At 68.0% G+C, this 18,705-nt stretch carries 19 protein-coding genes; 11 read left to right on the forward strand and 8 right to left on the reverse strand.

Translation table 11 applies throughout. From position 1 onward, the window contains the following. Nucleotides 1-77: 77 nt before the first annotated feature. Nucleotides 78-662: a chloramphenicol phosphotransferase CPT family protein gene (locus OHB24_RS02970; RefSeq protein ID WP_327637371.1), complete on the forward strand. Its 585-nt coding sequence runs from the start codon at nt 78-80 to the stop codon at nt 660-662. A gap of 41 nt (nt 663-703) precedes the next feature. Here OHB24_RS02970 and OHB24_RS02975 read toward each other — a convergent pair whose 3' ends face one another. Beyond that, nucleotides 704-2,662, reverse strand: a complete 1,959-nt coding sequence (locus OHB24_RS02975) for a heparinase II/III domain-containing protein (protein ID WP_327637372.1) — start codon at nt 2,660-2,662, stop codon at nt 704-706. A gap of 235 nt (nt 2,663-2,897) precedes the next feature. Next, entirely contained in the window at nt 2,898-3,425 is a 528-nt protein-coding gene (locus OHB24_RS02980; RefSeq protein ID WP_327637373.1) for a DinB family protein, read from the reverse strand. 141 nt (nt 3,426-3,566) lie between these two features. On the opposite strand from OHB24_RS02980, the gene OHB24_RS02985 reads away from it, so the two are divergent. The 3 genes from OHB24_RS02985 to OHB24_RS02995 all read left to right on the forward strand — a co-directional run bounded on the left by OHB24_RS02985 (nt 3,567) and on the right by OHB24_RS02995 (nt 6,074). Further along, on the forward strand, nt 3,567-4,391 hold the full coding sequence (locus tag OHB24_RS02985; RefSeq protein WP_327637374.1) for an alpha/beta fold hydrolase: 825 nt from the start codon (nt 3,567-3,569) through the stop codon (nt 4,389-4,391). Between the two features lie 137 nt (nt 4,392-4,528). Further along, the gene (locus OHB24_RS02990; RefSeq protein ID WP_327637375.1) at nt 4,529-5,035 is read left to right on the forward strand and encodes a GNAT family N-acetyltransferase; all 507 of its coding nucleotides are present in this window, start codon (nt 4,529-4,531) and stop codon (nt 5,033-5,035) included. A 10-nt stretch (nt 5,036-5,045) separates the two neighbouring features. Beyond that, nucleotides 5,046-6,074: an NADPH:quinone reductase gene (locus OHB24_RS02995; protein WP_327637376.1), complete on the forward strand. Its 1,029-nt coding sequence runs from the start codon at nt 5,046-5,048 to the stop codon at nt 6,072-6,074. Here OHB24_RS02995 and OHB24_RS03000 read toward each other — a convergent pair. Continuing rightward, complete coding sequence (locus OHB24_RS03000) at nt 6,061-6,711, reverse strand: DUF2625 family protein (RefSeq protein WP_327637377.1); 651 nt, start codon at nt 6,709-6,711, stop codon at nt 6,061-6,063. The genes OHB24_RS02995 and OHB24_RS03000 overlap by 14 nt on opposite strands. 15 nt (nt 6,712-6,726) lie before the next feature. Next, entirely contained in the window at nt 6,727-7,569 is an 843-nt protein-coding gene (locus OHB24_RS03005; RefSeq protein ID WP_327637378.1) for an AAC(3) family N-acetyltransferase, read from the reverse strand. A 110-nt stretch (nt 7,570-7,679) separates the two neighbouring features. On the opposite strand from OHB24_RS03005, the gene OHB24_RS03010 reads away from it, so the two are divergent. Then, a complete protein-coding gene (locus OHB24_RS03010; protein ID WP_327637379.1) occupies nt 7,680-8,558 on the forward strand; it encodes an SDR family oxidoreductase in 879 nt (292 codons plus the stop codon). Here OHB24_RS03010 and OHB24_RS03015 read toward each other — a convergent pair. Continuing rightward, on the reverse strand, nt 8,555-9,034 hold the full coding sequence (locus OHB24_RS03015) for an NUDIX domain-containing protein (RefSeq protein WP_327637380.1): 480 nt from the start codon (nt 9,032-9,034) through the stop codon (nt 8,555-8,557). The genes OHB24_RS03010 and OHB24_RS03015 overlap by 4 nt on opposite strands. Before the next feature lie 18 nt (nt 9,035-9,052). Between OHB24_RS03015 and OHB24_RS03020 the strand changes: the two genes are divergently transcribed. Beyond that, entirely contained in the window at nt 9,053-9,790 is a 738-nt protein-coding gene (locus tag OHB24_RS03020) for a hypothetical protein (protein ID WP_327637381.1), read from the forward strand. Here OHB24_RS03020 and OHB24_RS03025 read toward each other — a convergent pair. Then, on the reverse strand, nt 9,780-10,613 hold the full coding sequence (locus OHB24_RS03025; RefSeq protein WP_327637382.1) for an SDR family oxidoreductase: 834 nt from the start codon (nt 10,611-10,613) through the stop codon (nt 9,780-9,782). The two genes, OHB24_RS03020 and OHB24_RS03025, sit on opposite strands and share 11 nt — an antisense overlap. 103 nt (nt 10,614-10,716) lie before the next feature. On the opposite strand from OHB24_RS03025, the gene OHB24_RS03030 reads away from it, so the two are divergent. After that, nucleotides 10,717-11,403 carry a DUF4389 domain-containing protein gene (locus OHB24_RS03030; protein ID WP_327637383.1) on the forward strand — a complete coding sequence of 229 codons (687 nt, stop codon included), beginning with the start codon at nt 10,717-10,719 and terminating at the stop codon, nt 11,401-11,403. On the opposite strand, the gene OHB24_RS03035 is transcribed toward OHB24_RS03030, so the two are convergent. Beyond that, entirely contained in the window at nt 11,400-12,779 is a 1,380-nt protein-coding gene (locus OHB24_RS03035; protein ID WP_327637384.1) for an FAD-binding oxidoreductase, read from the reverse strand. The two genes, OHB24_RS03030 and OHB24_RS03035, sit on opposite strands and share 4 nt — an antisense overlap. A 184-nt stretch (nt 12,780-12,963) precedes the next feature. Between OHB24_RS03035 and OHB24_RS03040 the strand changes: the two genes are divergently transcribed. Together OHB24_RS03040 and OHB24_RS03045 are read left to right on the forward strand one after the other, a co-directional pair. Beyond that, nucleotides 12,964-14,187: a lactate racemase domain-containing protein gene (locus OHB24_RS03040; RefSeq protein WP_327637385.1), complete on the forward strand. Its 1,224-nt coding sequence runs from the start codon at nt 12,964-12,966 to the stop codon at nt 14,185-14,187. A gap of 22 nt (nt 14,188-14,209) precedes the next feature. Further along, nucleotides 14,210-15,661 (forward strand): flavin-containing monooxygenase, encoded by a 1,452-nt coding sequence (locus tag OHB24_RS03045; protein ID WP_327637386.1) that lies wholly within the window; start codon nt 14,210-14,212, stop codon nt 15,659-15,661. 216 nt (nt 15,662-15,877) lie between these two features. Here OHB24_RS03045 and OHB24_RS03050 read toward each other — a convergent pair whose 3' ends face one another. After that, a complete protein-coding gene (locus OHB24_RS03050; protein ID WP_327637387.1) occupies nt 15,878-17,251 on the reverse strand; it encodes a cystathionine beta-synthase in 1,374 nt (457 codons plus the stop codon). A 78-nt stretch (nt 17,252-17,329) separates the two neighbouring features. Between OHB24_RS03050 and OHB24_RS03055 the strand changes: the two genes are divergently transcribed. Both OHB24_RS03055 and OHB24_RS03060 read left to right on the forward strand, forming a co-directional pair. Then, the gene (locus OHB24_RS03055) at nt 17,330-18,358 is read left to right on the forward strand and encodes an SGNH/GDSL hydrolase family protein (RefSeq protein ID WP_327637388.1); all 1,029 of its coding nucleotides are present in this window, start codon (nt 17,330-17,332) and stop codon (nt 18,356-18,358) included. Between the two features lie 115 nt (nt 18,359-18,473). Continuing rightward, nucleotides 18,474-18,704: a DUF4287 domain-containing protein gene (locus OHB24_RS03060; protein WP_130384213.1), complete on the forward strand. Its 231-nt coding sequence runs from the start codon at nt 18,474-18,476 to the stop codon at nt 18,702-18,704. The last annotated feature ends 1 nt before the right edge of the window (nt 18,705 follow it).

Consider the following 18,705-nt stretch of genomic DNA (forward strand, 5'->3'; position numbering starts at 1 on the left):
CGTCGCGGTCCGCTGTCCTCGCTCCGGACGTTACTCCTCGCCGCACCACGGCAGAAGCTGTCGTGGATGATTGGACGGTGTCGATCACCGCAAGCCATGAGTTGACTCCCGAGACGAACATCGGCCGTCCGGGGCGGGTGATTCTGCTGAACGGTACGTCGAGTTCCGGGAAGTCGAGTATCGCGGCGGAGCTGCTCAGCTCGCTGGACGGCACCTGGTTCCATCTGGGGATCGACCAGTTCCATCGGATCCGCGCCCGGCGGGAGATGTCGGACGAGGCCTTCCTGTCCGTGTTCCAGCGGACGGTGCTCGGATTCCATCGGGCCGTTGCCGGGATGGCGTCGGCCGGGAACGACGTGGTGGTGGATCACATCGTCGGTGAGAAATGGCGGCTCGCGGACTGCCTCGCGGTGTTCGGCGAGCTCCAGGTCCTGTTCGTCGGCGTTCGTTGCTCGCTGCCCGAACTCGAGCGGCGCGAACGCGAACGCGGCAACCGCACGATCGGCAGGGCGGCGGCGCAGTACCCGATCGTCCACGAGCACGGCGTGTACGACGTGGAGGTCGACTCGGAGCACAACACCCCGGCCGACTGCGCCGCGATGATCCGCGACCGCCTCGAATCCGGTCCGCCGACAGCCTTCGGCCAGCTCCGGACGACGTGACAACGGGGCGCCTCCAAGAGCCTGGAGGCGCCCCGTTCGGATCAGCCGGCTCGGTAGAGCGAGCCGCCGGCGGAGATGGCTACGGCGACGGCCTTGCCGCCGACCTTGAGCGACACGATGAAGGTCGTGCCTGACCAGTAGGTCTTGTAGGTCACGGATCCCGAGGAACGGACCGGGACGACGAACGACAGGATCGAGGCTGACTTGCCGGAGCGGGCCAGCATCAGGGTCGGGGCGGACTTGCGGACGAAGCTGCTCGGGTACTGCCAGCCCTGGATCGGGTTGGTCTGGGCCTGCTTGACCAGGATCGCGCCGGCCGGCAGAGCTTGTTTGAACGGGACCTGGAACAGGATCGTCTTCGTCGTGTCCCCTGGCGCCATCGCGACCGCGGTGGTCCGCGAGTACACACTCGCCCGCTGGTCGGCAGGCAGGTGCCACAACGTCTGGAACGCCTGCGCAGTCTTCGCCGAGGCAGTGTCCCAGGTGACCATCATGTCCGGGTCCTTCAGCACCAGGACCCGCCGTGCCCGGCTGATCCCCGCGCCCGGTACGTCGGCGAACACGTACGACTCCGCGTTCGACTTGACCGACAACGCAGTCAGCCGAGTCACCGGATTCAGGTACGTCGACATCGGCGTCGTCATCACACTGTGGGCGCTCGGACTGACGGACCACGTGCGGTACGCGCCGGCGTTGTAGGCGGCGTACCCGCCGTCGACGATGATGTCCCGGCCACGTGACGTGTACGTGATGCTGGTGTGGTCGAGATGCCCGTGGAACGCGCGCCCCGTACCGTACCTGATGCTGTACGCCGACTCGCCTGCGAAGCCTCTGGTGGGATCAGTTCCCCATCCGGTACGACCGAAGATGTAGCCGGCCGAGTAGGCCCCGACCCGCCACGGCGGCGCCGTGCCCAACGTGCCCTTCGAACCGGCGTACTCCAACGATGTGCCCGGCCACGGGTGAACCCCCCGCACCTCGGTGTCACCGATCTGGTGGAGATTGCCGAGCGAGTTCGTTGCCAGCGTCAAGAACTTGGCCAGCAACGCGCGCCGGTTGGCGATCGTCGTACCAGGGTTGACGCCACAGTTCTGCATCACTGTGATCGCGCGTCCCCAGAGCGTGTAGTTGAAGGATGCGTAGCCGGTGGACTGTTCGTTGGTCCCGCCCTGGGCGTCGATCGAGGTCGTGATACCGGCCGCGAATCGTTGCTGCGCGAGGTTCTTGTAGTCGGTCCGGCCGAGAACGCAGCCGACGCCGAACAGCGCGATGCTCTCGTCGGTGCCGTGGTTCCAGGCGCCGCTCCAGTTGTAGGTCAGGAATCTCGCGTGACTCAGCAGCGCCGCATTCACCCACGCGTACCTCGCGGGCACCGTGGTCACGTTCAACCCGGTCAGGATCGCCTGGCGCAGGCAGATCAGCACGTTGGTCCGGTGCATGGTGGACTCCCACGCGCCGATGTTCGTCTTCCACGAGTACGGGTTGTCGCGGTACCAGTCGTACGCGATCGTGTTGACCCGCGTCAGTGCGACCAGATCACCCTTGCCCGCGGCAACGATCCCTTGCCCGAGCCAGCGCAGCGAGTGGAACCACATGTACCAGCTGGCGTTCTTGTACGGGTTCGACGCCCAGTTGATGTTGCCGCGACCGGTGCCGACCTTGACGTAGGCGTACGGCCCCCACTGGAACCTGTCGCTGTACAGGTTCGCCAACGGGTTCGTCTTCTCGATCCCGCTGAACCCCGGGCACGTGTAGAACGGTGCCGCGAGCGTCTGGATCTTGTTCGTGGTCGTACCGATGTCCGTCGCCGGCGCGGCCGTCGGTGGTACGACGTTGCTCCCGCCCGGCACGAACTGGGACTCGGCTGGATCGTCCGGTGCTTCGACGATCTGGATACCGGGACCTTCTCCCGGTGCACGAGTGTCTCCTGTAGCCGTTCCTGCCCCCAGAACCAGAACAGCGATTCCCACGGCCACGACGGCCGTACCCCTGAATCGCATGAAGTTGTACCTCTCCCCCAACCGCCTCCGGACACCGGCGACGGTCTCCTGAGCAGATTTGGCCTACCGACGCGCGGTACGCCGCACCATCGGTCAGTCCACGTGGAGGCGGTCAACTCACCGAGGTTTAGTTCCCCTTACCTGCCTTGATGCGGCAACATCACGGAAAGTTGCGATTCCGGCACAGCAAAGCGCCAGGACCCCCGGAGGAGTCCTGGCGCTCGGATTTATTGGTTCAGCCCATTGTTTTCTGGCCGTCGATCGCTTCCCGGATGATGTCGGCGTGACCGGCGTGCTGGGCGGTCTCGGCCGTGATGTGCAGGAAGACGCGGCGGGCGGTCCAGAACACACCCGGCGGCTGCCAGGGCGCGGCCGGGAGCTCGTAGCTGGTCTCCAGGTCGAGGGTGCGGACGAGCTCGTCGGTGGCGGCCGCGACCTTTTCGTACTCCGCGAGTACGTCGGCCAGCGTCTCGCCCTCGACGAGACGGAACTGGTCCTGCCAGGCGGCGATGACCTCCGGGGAGTACTCCATCTCCGCCGGGCTGCTCCCGCCCTTGCCTTGAGCGAACTCGGCCCAGTGCTGCTCGGTGGCACTCACATGCTTGATCAGCCCGCCGACCGTCAGCTCACTGATGGTGCTGCGGGTCGCGGCCTGCTCGTCGGTCAGCCCCTCCGCGGTGTGCCGCAGGAAGTACCGGTGCTTGCCGAGGAACTCCAGGATGTCGGCCCGCTCACCGCTCAAGCTCTGCTCGTTTGTCGTCATGCGCCGACTCTAATCGCCGTAGCGGCCAGCTTCTGTCCTCTATACGAATCCGTCAGCACTCCTCCTCGACGGGTCTGGCGACTAGCTTGGCGTAGGGGGCGGCAACTGGGCTGAACTCCGTTGCGGACAAAGGGGACTGCTGTGGGAACGATCACGACCAGCGACGGTACGGAGATCTTCTACAAGGACTGGGGTACGGGCCAGCCGATCGTCTTCAGCCACGGATGGCCGCTGTCGGCCGACGACTGGGACAACCAGCTGCTGTTCTTCCTGTCGAAGGGGTACCGCGTCGTCGCGCACGACCGCCGCGGACACGGCCGGTCGACGCAGACCGGCGACGGACACGACATGGACCACTACGCGGACGACCTGAAGGCAGTCGTCGACCACCTCGACCTGCGCGACTGCATCCACGTCGGTCACTCGACCGGCGGCGGCGAGGTCACGCACTACCTGGCCCGGCACGGCGAGGACCGGGCCGCCAAGGCCGCGCTGCTCTGCGCGGTCCCGCCGTTGATGGTGCAGACCGACGCGAACCCGGAGGGCCTGCCGAAGGCGGTCTTCGACGACCTTCAGGCGCAGCTCGCGGCGAACCGGTCGGTCTTCTACCGCGCGCTCCCGGAAGGACCGTTCTACGGCTTCAACCGTCCGGGCGCAGAGCCCAGCGAAGCGATCATCGAGAACTGGTGGCGCCAAGGGATGATGGGCGGCGCGAAGGCGCACTACGACGGCATCGTCGCGTTCTCCCAGACCGACTTCACCGACGACCTACGGCAGATCACCATCCCGGTGCTCGTGGTGCACAGCGAGGACGACCAGATCGTGCCGTACGCCGATTCCGGCCCGAAGTCGGCCGCGCTGCTCAAGAACGGGGTCCTCAAGACCTACAAGGACCTCCCCCACGGCCTGCCCACGACCCACGCCGACGTAGTCAACGCCGATCTCCTGGAGTTCTTCCAGTCGTAGTCCCGGAACCACCGGCTTCGTCACGCAGGGGTACCGACCGCGCAGGCCGAGCGGCTGTATCCCGCGCAGCGCCCGCTCACCCTGGGTCGCCCGGGAAATCGGGCGACCTGCGGTGACGGCGGGGCTACGCTGCGCGGATGGACGACGCGTTGGAGATCCGGCCGTTGCGAGTCGAGGATCCGCCGGTGATGGCGGCGGCGTTCGACGCGATCGAGTGGAGCAAGCCGGAGAGCCAGTACCGGCGGTACCTGGGCGAGCAGGAGGCCGGGACGCGCGACGTCCTGATCGCCGCGGTCGACGGCGAGTTCGCCGGCTACGTCACGGTGCGCTGGGTGTCGCAGTACGAACCGTTCGACGGGATTCCGGAGGTCCAGGACTTCAACGTGCTGCCGAAGTTCCGGCGGCGCGGGATCGGGAGCGCGTTGATGGACGCGGCCGAGGCCCTCGTGGCGGAACGCTCCCCGGTCGTGGGGATCGGGGTCGGCCTGTACGCCGACTACGGCACCGCCCAACGGATGTACGTTCGCCGTGGATACATTCCGGATGGCCGTGGACTGCTCTACAACCTCGAGCAGGTGCCGCCGGGCGAGATGGTTCGGAATGACGACGACACCGTCCTCATGTTCACCAAGCAACTGAGGTAGCTTCGGGGATGTGCGTGCTATCCAGTACTCCGTGACCGGTGAGCCCGACGTTCTGACCCTCGTGGACAGGGCGCTGACCGAGGTGGGGCCCGGCGAGGTCCGGGTGCGGATCCATCGGTCGGGGGTCAATCCGACCGACTGGAAGTCGCGCCGCGGCACCGAGGCCGGTACGCCGGTGCACCCGGCGCAGGTGCCGAACCAGGACGGGTCCGGTGTCGTCGACGCCGTCGGTCAGGGCGTCGACACGGCCCTCACCGGTCGCCGGGTCTGGCTCTGGGAGGCCGCGTACCAACGGCCTTCGGGAGGTACGGCGCAGGAGTACGCCGTGGTCCCGGTCCGGCACGTGGTGCCGCTGCCCGACGACGCGTCGTACGACCTCGGCGCCGCGCTCGGCGTACCGTTCCTGACCGCTCATCGATGCCTGACAGTGACCGAGGACGGACCTGATCGCCTCGGTCCGGGCAAGCTCGCCGGCCGCACCGTGCTGGTGGCCGGCGGCGCCGGAGCGGTCGGCAACGCGGCGATCCAGTTGGCCCGGTGGTCCGACGCGACCGTGATCACCACCGTGAGCAGTCCGGAGAAGGGCAACCTGGCTGCGCTGGCGGGCGCCGACCACGTCATCGACTACAAGCAGCAGGACGTGGTCACGGAGGTCCGCGCGATCGCACCGCACGGCGTGCACACGATCGTCGAGGTGTCGCCGGCGGCGAACGCGGCCATCGACGCCGCAGTGATCGCGCCGCACGGCTCGGTGTCGGTCTACGCGACCGACGGAGGCGCGACGATGGAACTCCCGGTGCGGGCGTCGATGGTGCCCAACGCCCGCTGGCAGTTCGTCCTGCTCTACACAGCTCCGGAGTCCTGGCGGCCGCGCGGCCTGGCCGACGTCAGCGCCGCGGTCGAGACCGGCGCCATCCGCATCGGCCCTGAAGCCGGCCTGCCACTCCACCACTACCCGCTGGACCAGGCCGCAGACGCCCACACCGCCGTAGAGCAGGCCGTCGTCGGCAAGGTCCTCATCGACGTCATCCCAGACTGAGGAGCTCCTCGAAGGGAACGGGCCTGCGCGAGGTGTCCTCGAGCGGATGGGACTCCGCGGAGAACAGCGGCGGATAGACGGCAATCCCTTGGGACAAAGTGATTCGGCGAGTCTCTTCGGCCCAGGTCGACCAGCGGAGACCGGCGTAGAACTGCGTCGGGCCTTCAGTGAGCGACCAGAGGACGAAGTCGGTGTGCCCGATGCCGAGGCCGTCCCAGTCGAGGGTGTCCGGAGCCCAGTAGCAGACCTGACCAGGCTGGATGCCCAGCCCACCGCCGTCGACGGCGAACCGTCCTCCGAGCACGTCGTAGGCGACGATCAGGTACGGCGGTGGCGCGGCAGCCTGCTCCGGGTCGTCGAGGTTGTTCGCGGTCGCGAGATCGGGCAGGCCGGAGCCGCCACCGCCGAGGATGCGCAGCCAGCCTTCGTCGATCACCAGGCCGCCGCAGTTCACCGCGAGCGCACCGAGCATCGACCGTGCGGTGACCTGCAGTCGATAGAGGGCATCTCGCCCAGCCGCCGGATCGACGGGCAGCACAGTGACGGGTCGCTCCGCCTCGGCAAGCGCGTCCTGCAGCACGGCCCAGGCCGGATCTTCGACGTCGGCCAGTTCATCAGCGGTTCTGACGTTGGTCACCCGGCCGAGCATGCCCTACGCGGCGAGGGCAGCCAAGCGTTGTTGCAGTGCTGCTGCGCAGCGACAGGTCGGGTCGTCGGTGCAGAGGAGGGCGGCGGGGTCGGCTTCGACGAGCTGACGGGTCGCTGCCAGTACTGCCTGCTTGGGGATTCGGCGGATGCGGGCGTTCCCGATCCGGATTTCCTTGGTCGCCGAGCGCAGTACCGGCTCGATGGTGTCGAATTCGGAGCTGTCGCCGGGGATGTTGGGGAGCTCGGCCCACAGGCCGTCGGCGGACTTCGCGTAGCGGTAGAAGCACGAGCGGCCGAGGTGTTGCTCGGCGAGGTGGATCGTGGTGTTCGAGGTGTGGGTGACGCCGAGTAGCAGGACATCGCCGTCGAGGGCCTCGATCGGGCCGAGCGGCCAGTCGGGGCGCTGGGCTTCGAGGAGCCGTTCGGCCGCGGGGCCGGCGGCCTGGTAGGAAAACAGCGGATGCTCGGTGCGGAACGGCGAGCAGGTCAGGCGGAAAGTTTCCGGAATCGTTCCGAGCCAGCGGTCGATCGGGAGCTCGGCGTGGAAACTGGTTGCCTGCGACAACTTAGCGTCGAAGTCCGGCCAGTCTTCCGCGTTCCAGTAGGCGTTGTGCGGCCGGACCAGTCCGGGTGGTGCCGGAATCCCGGTGAGATCCCACGAACCGGCAGGCATCAGCACGGTCCCACAGACCTCGGTCAGCGCCGAACAGACCGCCTCCGCGCCGCCGTCGACGTACCCGAACGAACTCAGCGACGAGTGCACGATCACCTCGGACGCCCGCCCCAGCCCAAGCTGGCGCAGCCCATCGACGAGATCGGCTCCGGTCACGACGTCCGCTGCACTCATCCCGGCAATATCTCATCGGTGGGACCGGCACCGCCTGGCATTTTCGAGTCCGGCGGCGGTCTTGCGCCGACCGATCTCCAGGAGCACCGTCAGTGGTGGGGGTGGGTGCGATGCTGCTGGTAGTCGGCGGGACCGGGGATCTGGGTGGGCGCGTGGTTCGCTTACTGACCGCCCGGCAGGGTGAGGTTCGGTGTCTGTCGCGCACCGGTACGCAAATGACCGACGTGGCAGTGGTCCAGGGCGATCTGACGGATCCCGCGAGTTTGCGTGCAGCGTGCCGCGGCGTGGACACCGTGGTCGCGTCCGCTACCGCGATCGGACGACGGCTGGCCCGCCTGCCCGGCTCCTCGATCCGCGCGGTGGACGAAGCGGGGATGCTGTCACTGGTCGATGCCGCCGAGGAGGCCGGCGTACGGCGGTTCGTGTACGTCTCGTACGCCGGGGTCGACGCAGGTCTCGGGACGCCGCTCGAACGGGCCAAGGTCGCCGTCGAGGAGCGGCTCCGGCAGGCGAGGCTCGCGCGGGTCATCGTCCGGCCGGACGCGTTCCAGGAGATCCATCTCGGGCCGCTCGGACGCTTCGACCTTGCTCGGGGCAAGGTTTCGGTGATCGGCACGGGCGACGCCAAGGTGCGCTGGGTCGGCACGGACGACGCCGCCGCACTCATCGCGGCGGTCGCCACCGAACCCGACCCGCCGGCGCTGATCGAGTTCGGCGGCCCTGAGGCGTTGAGCCGCAACGAGGCGATAGATATCGCGGAGGAACTCCTGCACCGCCGGATCAAAGTCACGCGGATGCCGGCTCCCGCTGCGCGCCTCGCGATCCGCCTGCTCGGCAGAACCCAGGACGGCCTGGCCTCGGCCGTGGGCGGCGGCCTTCTCCAGTCCCTGCACGACGCGACCTGGACCGACGAACCGCTCCGCGCCCGAGGCATCGTCCCCCGCTCCCCCACCGACTTTCTCCGCGCCCAGGCGAAGCAGTACACCTAGCAGGCCTGAAAGAGTCCTGTCTGTTGGTAGGCGGTGTAGAGGCGAAGGACCAGCTCCGTCGGAGGATGGAGCGGCGTTGGGGGTGTGGGAAAGAAGGCGGCTTCCAGTACTTCGTCTTCGCCTGGGTTGAGGGTGCCGGTCCAGTGGCGGGTTTCGAAGCAGAGGGCGAAGCATTGGACGACGTCACCGTTGGGGTAGGTCAGCGTGTGTACGTCGGCGCGCGACACGCTGGCGAACGGGATCAGGTCCTCCTCCGCGACGATCAGCCCTGTTTCCTCGGAGAACTCACGGGCCGCCGTACGCCGGAAGCTGTCGCCTGGTTCCGCTCCGCCTGCAGGCAGCTCCCACAGACCGGAGTCGCGACTCCTCTGGAACAGGATGCGATCGTCCGCATCCACCGCGAGGACCTGTGCGCCGGGCAGCAACAGCAGGCGGGAGCCGACGTCGCGGCGGAGCTGGGCAAGGTAGGAGTCCACGAATGAGAGGGTAGGGCGGTGGACTGGGTGAGGCGGCGCGCGGGATCCCTGCTGGGGTTGGGTTTGGTCGGCGGGATGGTGTGGACGACGGTCGTCACGTTGTCGATGCCCGGCTGGTACGCCCCGGGTGAGGACTGCGCACGCAAGGTCGGCGCGGTCGATGCGGTCGCGCGCACCAGTTGGTTCCCGCCGTCGGCGAGTTGCGTGTCCGGCGACGAGGTCCGCCAGTACATGTCGACCACCCGCTCCGTGGTCCTGTCCGTCGTCGGTGTACTGCTGCTGGTTCTGATCGCGACCGGCCTGATCCTGACCGTACGACGCCTGACCGGCGAGCCCGGCCCGATCCGGACCGGCGACAACCTCCAACGTCGTCGCCGGTCGCACCTACTGTTCGGTGCACTGGACACGGCCGTCGCGTTCGCGTTCGTCACGTTCCTGAACGCGTTCGCGATCGTGTTCGGCGGGCTCCCCGGCGCGATCCTGTTCATCCTCACCGCACTCGTCGGCCTGAGCGCGTTCGGCACGATGCTCGACCGGCACATGGGCCCGCTCCCGAGCAGCGCGCTCGAGTCACGCCGCCGCGGCACGGTCGCCGGCCTCGCGACGTTCGGCATCGTGTTCGCCGCAACCGCCGTCTCGGGCCAACTCCCCTTCTTCCGCTTCTGGGCAGTCCCCCTCGCCGCGATCGCGTACGCCGCAATCGCCGCCGCCCAATGGTCACGCGCCACACGCCCCGCTGAACTGGCTACAGACTGACCAGCTCGGCGCTGACCGCCCAGAGTCGTGCCGCAACCGCTTCGTCATGACTGCGCTGAGACGACCGCGCCGGCTTGCTGTTGGCGAAGTACTGCCCCGTCGTCCGATCCAGACCAGGTGCAGAAGCCAGGTGGATCGAGGTAGCTGCACCACCAGCCGGGGACTTCATGAACGGCCGCAGAAACGGCACGAACAGCCGCTGCACCCGTCCCGGGTCGTCAGCGCCGAACGCCGTACTCACCAAACCCGGATGTACGGCGTTGGCCGTGATCGCCGTGGCCTGCAACCTTCTCGCCAGCTCGTAGGTGAACAGAACGTTGGCGAGCTTGGACTGGTTGTACGCCCGCGAACCGGAGTACGACTGGGTGCCCTGCAGATCGTCGAAGTCGATCCGCCCGAGCGAATGCGCGTTGGACGCGACCGTGACGACGCGAGCTGCAATGCCCTGTTCGAGTCGCTCGAGGAGCAGGTGAGTGAGCAGGAACGGCGCGAGGTGGTTCAACGCGAAGGTGTGCTCGAGACCGTCCGCGGTGACATGGCTACTGTTCCAGTAGCCGCCGACGTTGTTGATCAGTACGTCGATCCGCGGCTCCCGCCGGAGCACCTCGCCGGCCAGTCGCCGGACCTCCGACTGCACGGACAGATCCGCGACGAACACCTCGACAGTCCCACCGGACGCCTGGATCTCTCGCGCCGTGTCCTCGGTACGCCGGGTATCGCGACCGGTGATCAGCACCCGTGCGCCCAAAGACGCCAGACCCAGCGCGGTCGCCTTGCCGATCCCCGACGTACCGCCGGTGATGAGAACTGTCCTGCCGTCCATGGCCCGAGCATCCGCTCCCGGAGTGGTTCTGTCCATTACTGTGGAGTTCAACGTTGACAGGGATCCTTCCGCCGGAGACCGTGAGCAAAAGGGGCTGGTCGTCATGGCGGGATCTGTCGCGTATCCGGTGCATGTCAATGCTGAGCTGGATCCGGGGACTTCCAGGTGGTTGTGGCTGGTGAAGTGGATCCTGGCGATCCCGCACTGGATCGTGCTGCTGTTCCTGTGGATCGGGTTCCTGGTCTGCTCCGTGATCGCGTTCTTCGCGATCCTCTTCACCGAGCGCTACCCGCGCGCCCTCTTCGACTTCAACGTCGGCGTGCTGCGGTGGTCGTGGCGCGTGAACTACTACGCCTACAGTGCGCTCGGCACCGACCAGTACCCGCCGTTCACGCTCGCCGAGGTCGAGACCTACCCGGCGCGCCTGACCGTCGACTATCCCGAGCGCCTGTCCCGTGGCCTGGTTCTGGTGAAGTGGTGGCTGCTGGCGATCCCGCACTACATCGTCGTCAGTGTCTTCGTCGGCGGCGGAGCGTGGGCCGCCAACGGGTCCGAAGACTGGGGGTGGAGTCTCGCCGGCGGCCTGATCGGCGTGCTCGTCACCTTCGCGGCCATCGTTCTCCTGTTCACCGGCACCTACCCGCGCTCGCTCTACGACCTGATCCTCGGCCTGAACCGCTGGGCCTTGAGGGTCTCCGGGTACGCCTCCTTGATGACCGATGTCTATCCGCCGTTCCGCCTCGACCTCGGCGGCACCGATCCGGTCGTCGAGGTCCCGACGCCTGACTAACAGGGCCAGGAGGGCTCGATGTTCTGGTTCAGGTGGAAGACGTTCTCAGGGTCGTACTGACACTTGATCCGCGCCAGCCGCTGGTAGTTCTCCTCGCCGTACCCCGCGATCACCCGGTTCTGTCCCTCGTTGCCGATGAAGTTCAGGTACACGTACCCGGTCGCCCACTCGGCCAGGTCCGAACACACGTCCCGCGCCCACCTGATCCCACGCGCATCGTCGGCCGGATCGGACCACAACCCGAACGGGTGCACGACCCACGCCGCCTGGCGATGCGGTTGCGGCCACTTGTCCGCGGCCCGTTGTACGGCGCCACCCCAGGGCACGATCGCCTGTTGCGACGGTGACGGCGAGATCATGTCCGCCGACCGGCCGGCGAACGCCTCGACCGCGGGATCGGGGAACGACGCCAGGTGCTCCCCGGACCAGTAGTTCCGGAACCCCGGCGGATCGTCGAGCGCCGATTGAATGTCGGCGTACGGCATCTCCGCGACCAGTTCGGCCTCCGGCTCCAGCGCGAACAGCGGCGCGAACACGTCACGCAGCTCCGCCTCTCTGCCGGCGTACACCGCCGCCGCCCCCACGATCAGCTGCCCCTGCAGATGCGCGGGCACGAACTCTTCCGGCGGCCCGGTCAGATAGATCACGCCCCCACCGAGCTCCTCGGGAGCACCGGATTCGATCAGTTCCCGGTACGCGCGCAGCACCGTGGGACCCGCCGACGCCGGCCACATCAGCAACGCCAACGTTGTCGAGGGCAACTGCTGGAGGTGGAAGGTCAGCGACGTCGCGACCCCGAAGTTCCCGCCGCCGCCGTGCAGCGCCCAGAACAGCTCGGTGTTCTTCGTCTCGTCCGCGATCAGCAGCCGTCCGTCCGCGGTGACGAGCTCCACCGAGATCAGCGCGTCGGACGCGAGCCCGAACTTCCGTTCCAGCCAGCCGGACCCGCCGCCGAGCGTCAGGCCCGCGACCCCGGTCGTCGACGCCCGCCCGCCGGTCGTCGCCAGCAGGTACTTCTGGCAGGCCCGATCGAAGTCACCCCAGGTCGCGCCTCCGCCGACCCGCGCGATCTTGGCGTACGGATCGACCTGAACACTGTTCATCCGGCGCAGGTCGACGACCAGGCCGCCGTCGGTGACCGCGGTCCCGGCCACCCCGTGACCCCCGCCGCGGACCGCGATCTCCAGGCCCTGGTCGGCGCCGTGCCGCACCGCCGCCTGCACGTCGCCCACCGATTCGCACTGGGCGATCATCGCGGGCCGCTTGTCGATCATCCCGTTGAAGACCGTGCGCGCGTCGTCGTAGGCCGCGTCGGTGTCGCGCAGCAGCAGTCCCCCGAAACCCGGTGGCCGGAGCTGTTCGGTGGTTTCGGACATGGTGGATCTCCCCCTTGCTCACTCCCCCAGGCGATGCACCGATCGTCCATCGCGCCCCGCCCGCGGTCAACGCCCGGCCGATTACCGCGTGATCACACGATTCGGCTGTCCACCAAGGGCTTTCGCGCGATCACGCCCCGAGACGATCTGGGCTCACTCGCCGTACGTCGGTAGGGTTCGAGATGTGACTGATGCGGCGGTAATCGGCGGTGTGGGTCAGGTCCTGACCGAGGACGAGGTGACGGCGTTCGTCGGCGGAGTCCTGGCCGGCGCGGGCCTGGAGGGACGCAGCGTCTGCGTGATCGTCCCGGACGCGACCCGCAGCTGCCCGCTTCCGTTGCTCCTGAAGGCGGTCACCGAGGCCCTGAAGGACAGCCAGGTCACGATCCTGGTTGCCCTCGGCACACATGCGGAGATGACCCCGGACCAGCTCCGCGAGCACCTCGGCGGCGACTACCCGAACGTGATCAACCACGAGTGGTGGAAACCCGACACGTTCGCCGACCTCGGCACGATCGGCCCCGACCGGGTCGGGGAGATCTCGGACGAGATGCTCCGCGACGAGGTCCCGGTCCGGCTCAACCGCGCCGTCGTCGAGCACGACGTGGCTCTGGTCGTCGGGCCGGTCTTCCCGCACGAGGTGGTCGGATTCTCCGGCGGCAACAAGTACTTCTTCCCGGGCGTCGCAGGGCAGGAGGTCATCGACTTCTCGCACTGGCTCGGCGCCCTGATCACCAGCGCGAACATCATCGGTACGCCGGGACTCACCCCGGTCCGCGCCCTGATCGACGAGGCCGCCGCGCTCATCCCGGCCGAGAAACTCGCCCTGTCGGTGGTCGCCCAGTCCGGGACGGACGCGCTGCACGCGGTCGCGTTCGGCGACACGATCTCGTCCTGGCAGGCAGCCGCCGAGATCTCCGCGCAGACCCACGTCCGCTACCTGGAGCATCCGATCCGGCGGGTCGTCTCGGTGATGCCGCCGAAGTACGCCGACATCTGGACCGCGGCCAAGGGCTTCTACAAGGTCGAGCCGATCGTCGCGGACGGCGGCGAGGTGATCCTCTACGCGCCGCACGTCACCCAACTCGCCGCGATGCACCCCGAGATCGAGGAGATCGGCTACCACTGCCGCGACTACTTCGTCGGCCAGTGGGACAAGTTCCGCGACCTGCACTGGGGCGTCCTCGCGCACTCCACGCACCTGCGCGGCGCGGGCACCTGGGACCCGGTCCACGGCGAGCACCTCCGCGTCCGGGTCACGCTGGCCACGGGCATCCCGGAGGACGTCGTACGCCGGGCCAACCTCGGGTATCTCGACCCGGCGACGGTCGACCTGGCCGCGTACGAGTCCGACCCGGACACCTTCGTCGTACCGAACGCCGGCGAGACCCTCTACCGGCTTCAGTGACTCGCCGGTAACCTCTGGCGGTATGGCTGAGGTCGTCATCATCGGGTCCGGGTTCGCCGGGCTGTGCATGGGTATCAAGCTGCAGCAGGCCGGGTGTGAGGACTTCGTCATCCTCGAGAAGGCGGACGACCTCGGCGGCACCTGGCGGGACAACACGTATCCCGGCTGCGCCTGCGATATCCCGTCGTACCTGTACTCGTTCTCGTTCGAGCAGAATCCGCGCTGGACGCGGATGTTCGCGACCTGGGACGAGATCCTCGCGTACCTGCGGCACTGCGCGGACAAGTACGGGATCGCGGACAAGATCCGGTACGGCGCCGAGGTCACCGAAGCCGTCTTCGACGAGGGGACGGGCCGCTGGACCGTCACGGTGAACGGCGACGAGACGATCGAGACCCAGTCCCTGGTGGCCGGCGTCGGCAGCCTGCACCGGCCGAAACTCCCGGACATCCCGGGCCTCGACTCGTTCGCCGGTACGACGTTCCACTCGGCCGTCTGGGATCACTCGGTGGACCTGCGCGGCCGGAACGTCGCGGTGATCGGGACCGGCGCCTCGGCGATCCAGTTCGTGCCGCAGATCGCCCCGCAGGTCGCCCAACTGGACGTGTACCAGCGGACGCCACCCTGGGTGACGTCGAAACCGGACCGCGCGATCGGCGGCTGGGAGCGCAAGCTGCACGCACGGTTCCCGGCCGGCCAGCGGACGATCCGCAACGTCATCTACTGGGGTCTCGAAGGCCGCGGCGCCGGCTTCGCCGGGAGCCCGAAGTTGATGAAAGGCCTTGAAGTACAGGCAAAACGGCACCTGCACAAGCAGGTCACCGATCCTGAGCTGCGGACGAAACTGACCCCGGACTACCAGATCGGCTGCAAGCGGATCCTGATCTCGAACGACTACTACCCCGCGCTCGCCCGGCCGAACGTCGACCTCGTCACGACCCCGATCACGCGGGTCACCCCGACCGGCGTCGTCACCGCCGACGGGACCGAACGGACCTGCGACACGATCGTGCTCGGCACCGGGTTCGACGTCTCGGCGAACCTGACCCGGATGCCGATCCTCGGCAAGGACGGCGTCGACCTCGCCGACCACTGGAAGCGCAACGGCATCGGCGCGCACCTCGGCATCACGGTCTCCGGTTACCCGAACCTGTTCCTGCTGGTCGGCCCGAACACGCTCCTCGGGCACTCCTCGATGGTGTTCATGATCGAGGCCCAGGTCCGGTACGTCATGCAGGCCCTGCACCTGCTCCGGCGGCGCAACGCGTCGTACGTCGAGGTCCGCGAGGAGGTCCAGGAGCGGTTCGTCGACACGGTCCAGGGCGAGCTCGGCTCCACGGTCTGGCAGTCCGGCTGCACGAGCTGGTACCTGGACGCGGCCGGGCGCAACTCCACGATCTGGCCGGAGTGGACGATGTCGTACTGGCGCCGCACCCGGCGGCTCGATCCGTCGGACTTCGCCGTAGTCCACTAGGGGATGGCCCGGACTCCTTCAGTAGGAGTCCGGGTAGTCCGGCGTACGACCTTGGGATGAGCGGAAGACCGATCCGGAGGCCGATGTCCGAGAGGCGTTGCTGAAGGACTCTTGAGACATGGAAATCTTTCAGATCGCCGGAGCGGCAGCCATCGTGATCGGCATCGTGATCACGGCGCTGATCGCCATCATCCCATCAGTCGTCGACCGATAAGGTCAGTCGGCGGACAGATGGACCAGTAGGTCCTGCCGGGTCAGTACGCCCACCGGCTTACCGTCGTCCAGAACCATCAGGGCGTCCCTACCCTCGAGCAGCTCGACCGCCTTCGTGACCGGTTCGCCGGCGCCCAGAGACGGGAGCGCCGCGTCCATGTGCTGCTCGACCATGTCGGCCAGTCGCGCCTTGCCGGAGTACAGGGCGTCCATCAACGTCCGCTCCGACACCGCGCCGGCCACCTCGGCCGCCATCACCGGCGGCTCCGCACGCACGACCGGCATCTGCGAGACGCCGTACTCACGGAGGATCGCGACCGCCTCGGCGATCGTCTCGTGCGGGTGGGTGTGCACCAGCGGCGGCAGGCTGCCGTCCTTGCCGGCCAGCACGTCACCGAGCGTCGTGCCCTGCTTGGTGTGCGCGAGGAAGCCGTACTGCGCCAGCCAGTCGTCGTTGAACACCTTGGTCAGGTAGCCGCGGCCGCCGTCCGGCAGCAGCACCACGATGACGGCTTCGGGGTCATCGACCTCGTGCGCCAGCCGGATCGCGGCCGCGGCGGCCATCCCGGCCGAACCGCCGACCAGCATCGCCTCCTCGCGGGCGAGCCGCCGGGTGAGCGCGAACGAGTCCGCGTCCGACACCTCGATGATCCGGTCGCAGATGTTCCGGTCGTACGTCTCCGGCCAGAAGTCCTCGCCGACGCCCTCGACCAGGTACGGACGGCCGGTGCCGCCGGAGTACACCGAGCCCTCCGGGTCGGCGCCGACGATCTGCACCTTGCCGCCGGAGACCTCCTTCAGGTACTTACCGGTGCCGGTGATCGTGCCGCCGGTGCCGACGCCCGCGACGAAGTGCGTGATCTTGCCCTCGGTCTGCTCCCAGAGCTCCGGGCCGGTGGTCTCGTAGTGCGAGCGCGGGTTGTTCTGGTTCGCGTACTGGTTCGGCTTCCAGGCGCCCTCGATCTCGCGGACGAGACGGTCGGAGACGTTGTAGTACGAGTCCGGGTGCTCAGGGGCGACCGCGGTCGGGCAGACCACGACGTCGGCGCCGTACGCCTTGAGCACGTTGCGCTTGTCCTCGCTGACCTTGTCCGGGCAGACGAAGACACACTTGTAGCCCTTCTGCTGCGCGACCATCGCGAGCCCGACACCGGTGTTGCCGGAGGTCGGCTCGACGATCGTGCCGCCGGGCTTGAGCTCGCCGGAGGCCTCCGCGGCCTCGATCATCCGGACCGCGATCCGGTCCTTCACCGAGCCGCCCGGGTTGAAGTACTCGACCTTGGCGAGCACCAGCGGCTTGGCGCCGTCTGTCGTTTTCGTCAGCCGCACCAGCGGGGTGTTGCCGACCAGGTCCAGGAGTGATTCTGCGTAGCGCACGATCTTCACTGTAGTGATCCGCGCGTCTTTCCCCTATTTTCACTTGCGTCGGCGTAACAGCGTGTAATCCTTGTACTCATGAGTAGAGCCAGGGCAGCCAAGAAGCTGGCCCAGGCCGCAGCCTTCGGGGGCGGGGGACTCGGACTCATCGGTGCCACGTTGTACGGCGTACTGACCGCTGAGGCCGAGTACGCGAAGCGCGTGATCGGACCGATGCGTTACTACCCGACTCCGGGCGACGGCCTGTACGGCCGGTATCCAGGACATCCGGTCACGTTCGCCATGCTCGGCGACTCGAGTGCCGCGGGATACGGCACCGACTCGCCGGACGAGACTCCCGGGGTGCTGCTCGCCTCCGGGCTCGCGGAGCTGGCCGAGCGACCGGTCCGGCTGGTCGACGCCTCCAAGACCGGGGCGAAATCGACCGATCTCGCCGCGCAGGTGGACGCCGCACTGCAGGCGGGGCCGCATGTCGCGGTGATCCTGATCGGTGCGAACGATGTGAAGGCGAAGATGCCGCCGTCGACGTCGGTCCGCCTGCTGTCCACCGCCGTACGCCGACTGCGCGCAGCGAACTGTGAGGTGGTGGTGGGTACCTGCCCCGACCTGGGAGTGATCCGGACGATCCAGCCGCCGCTGCGGTGGGTCGCCCGATCCTGGAGTCACCGGCTGGCCGCCGCTCAGACCATCGCAGTCGTCGAAGCAGGCGGCCGCTCCGTGTCACTCGGCACGCTGCTCGGCGAGGTGTTCCGGACCAACCCGTCGATGTGGGGCCGGGACAACTTCCACCCGTCGGCCACCGGGTACGCCGCCGCGTCGGCCGCGCTGCTGCCGTCCGTAGCGGCCGCGATGGGCGTCGGGACCGAGTCGTTCGTACACCCGGAGCAGTTCCGCGGCGAGGCGATCCTGCCGATCGCGGAAGCCGCCGTACTGGCTGCCCGCCGGGCCGGCACCGAGGTCGCCGCGACCGAGGTCGGCGGGCGGGAACGCGGCCCGCGAGGTCGTTGGGCCGAACTGCGCCACCGGCGCCGGCACCCCAAGGCCGAGGTCGACCGCGTCGAGGACCACCACGAGGAACCGACGGACAGCGTGCCCGTCGGTCAATAGTTGTTCGACTTGTGCGTCCGCTGAGCGGGGACTTTCATGTCGGGAGTCTTGCCTCCGGGCGGCCACGTGGTGCACAGTCGATAACTACGCGGTACCCCGATATCGGGAGGCGAAGATGGGCTTGAACCACTCCGAAGAGACGCATCAGCGTTTGGTGGAGGCCGTGCCCAGATGCACCGGACGCGCAATGACTGAGTGGTTCCAGCTGATGAACGACGGACCGTCGTTCCTGCGCTTCGACGACAGAGTGAGATGGCTAGCCGGCGAGTACGCACTCGCGCACGGGCACGCTACCGCCATCGTCCATGAATTCGATCTGGTCAAGGCGCATCGGCGAATGGGCTGAG

This window comes from Kribbella sp. NBC_00482 (genome assembly GCF_036013725.1).
GTDB lineage: Bacteria > Actinomycetota > Actinomycetes > Propionibacteriales > Kribbellaceae > Kribbella.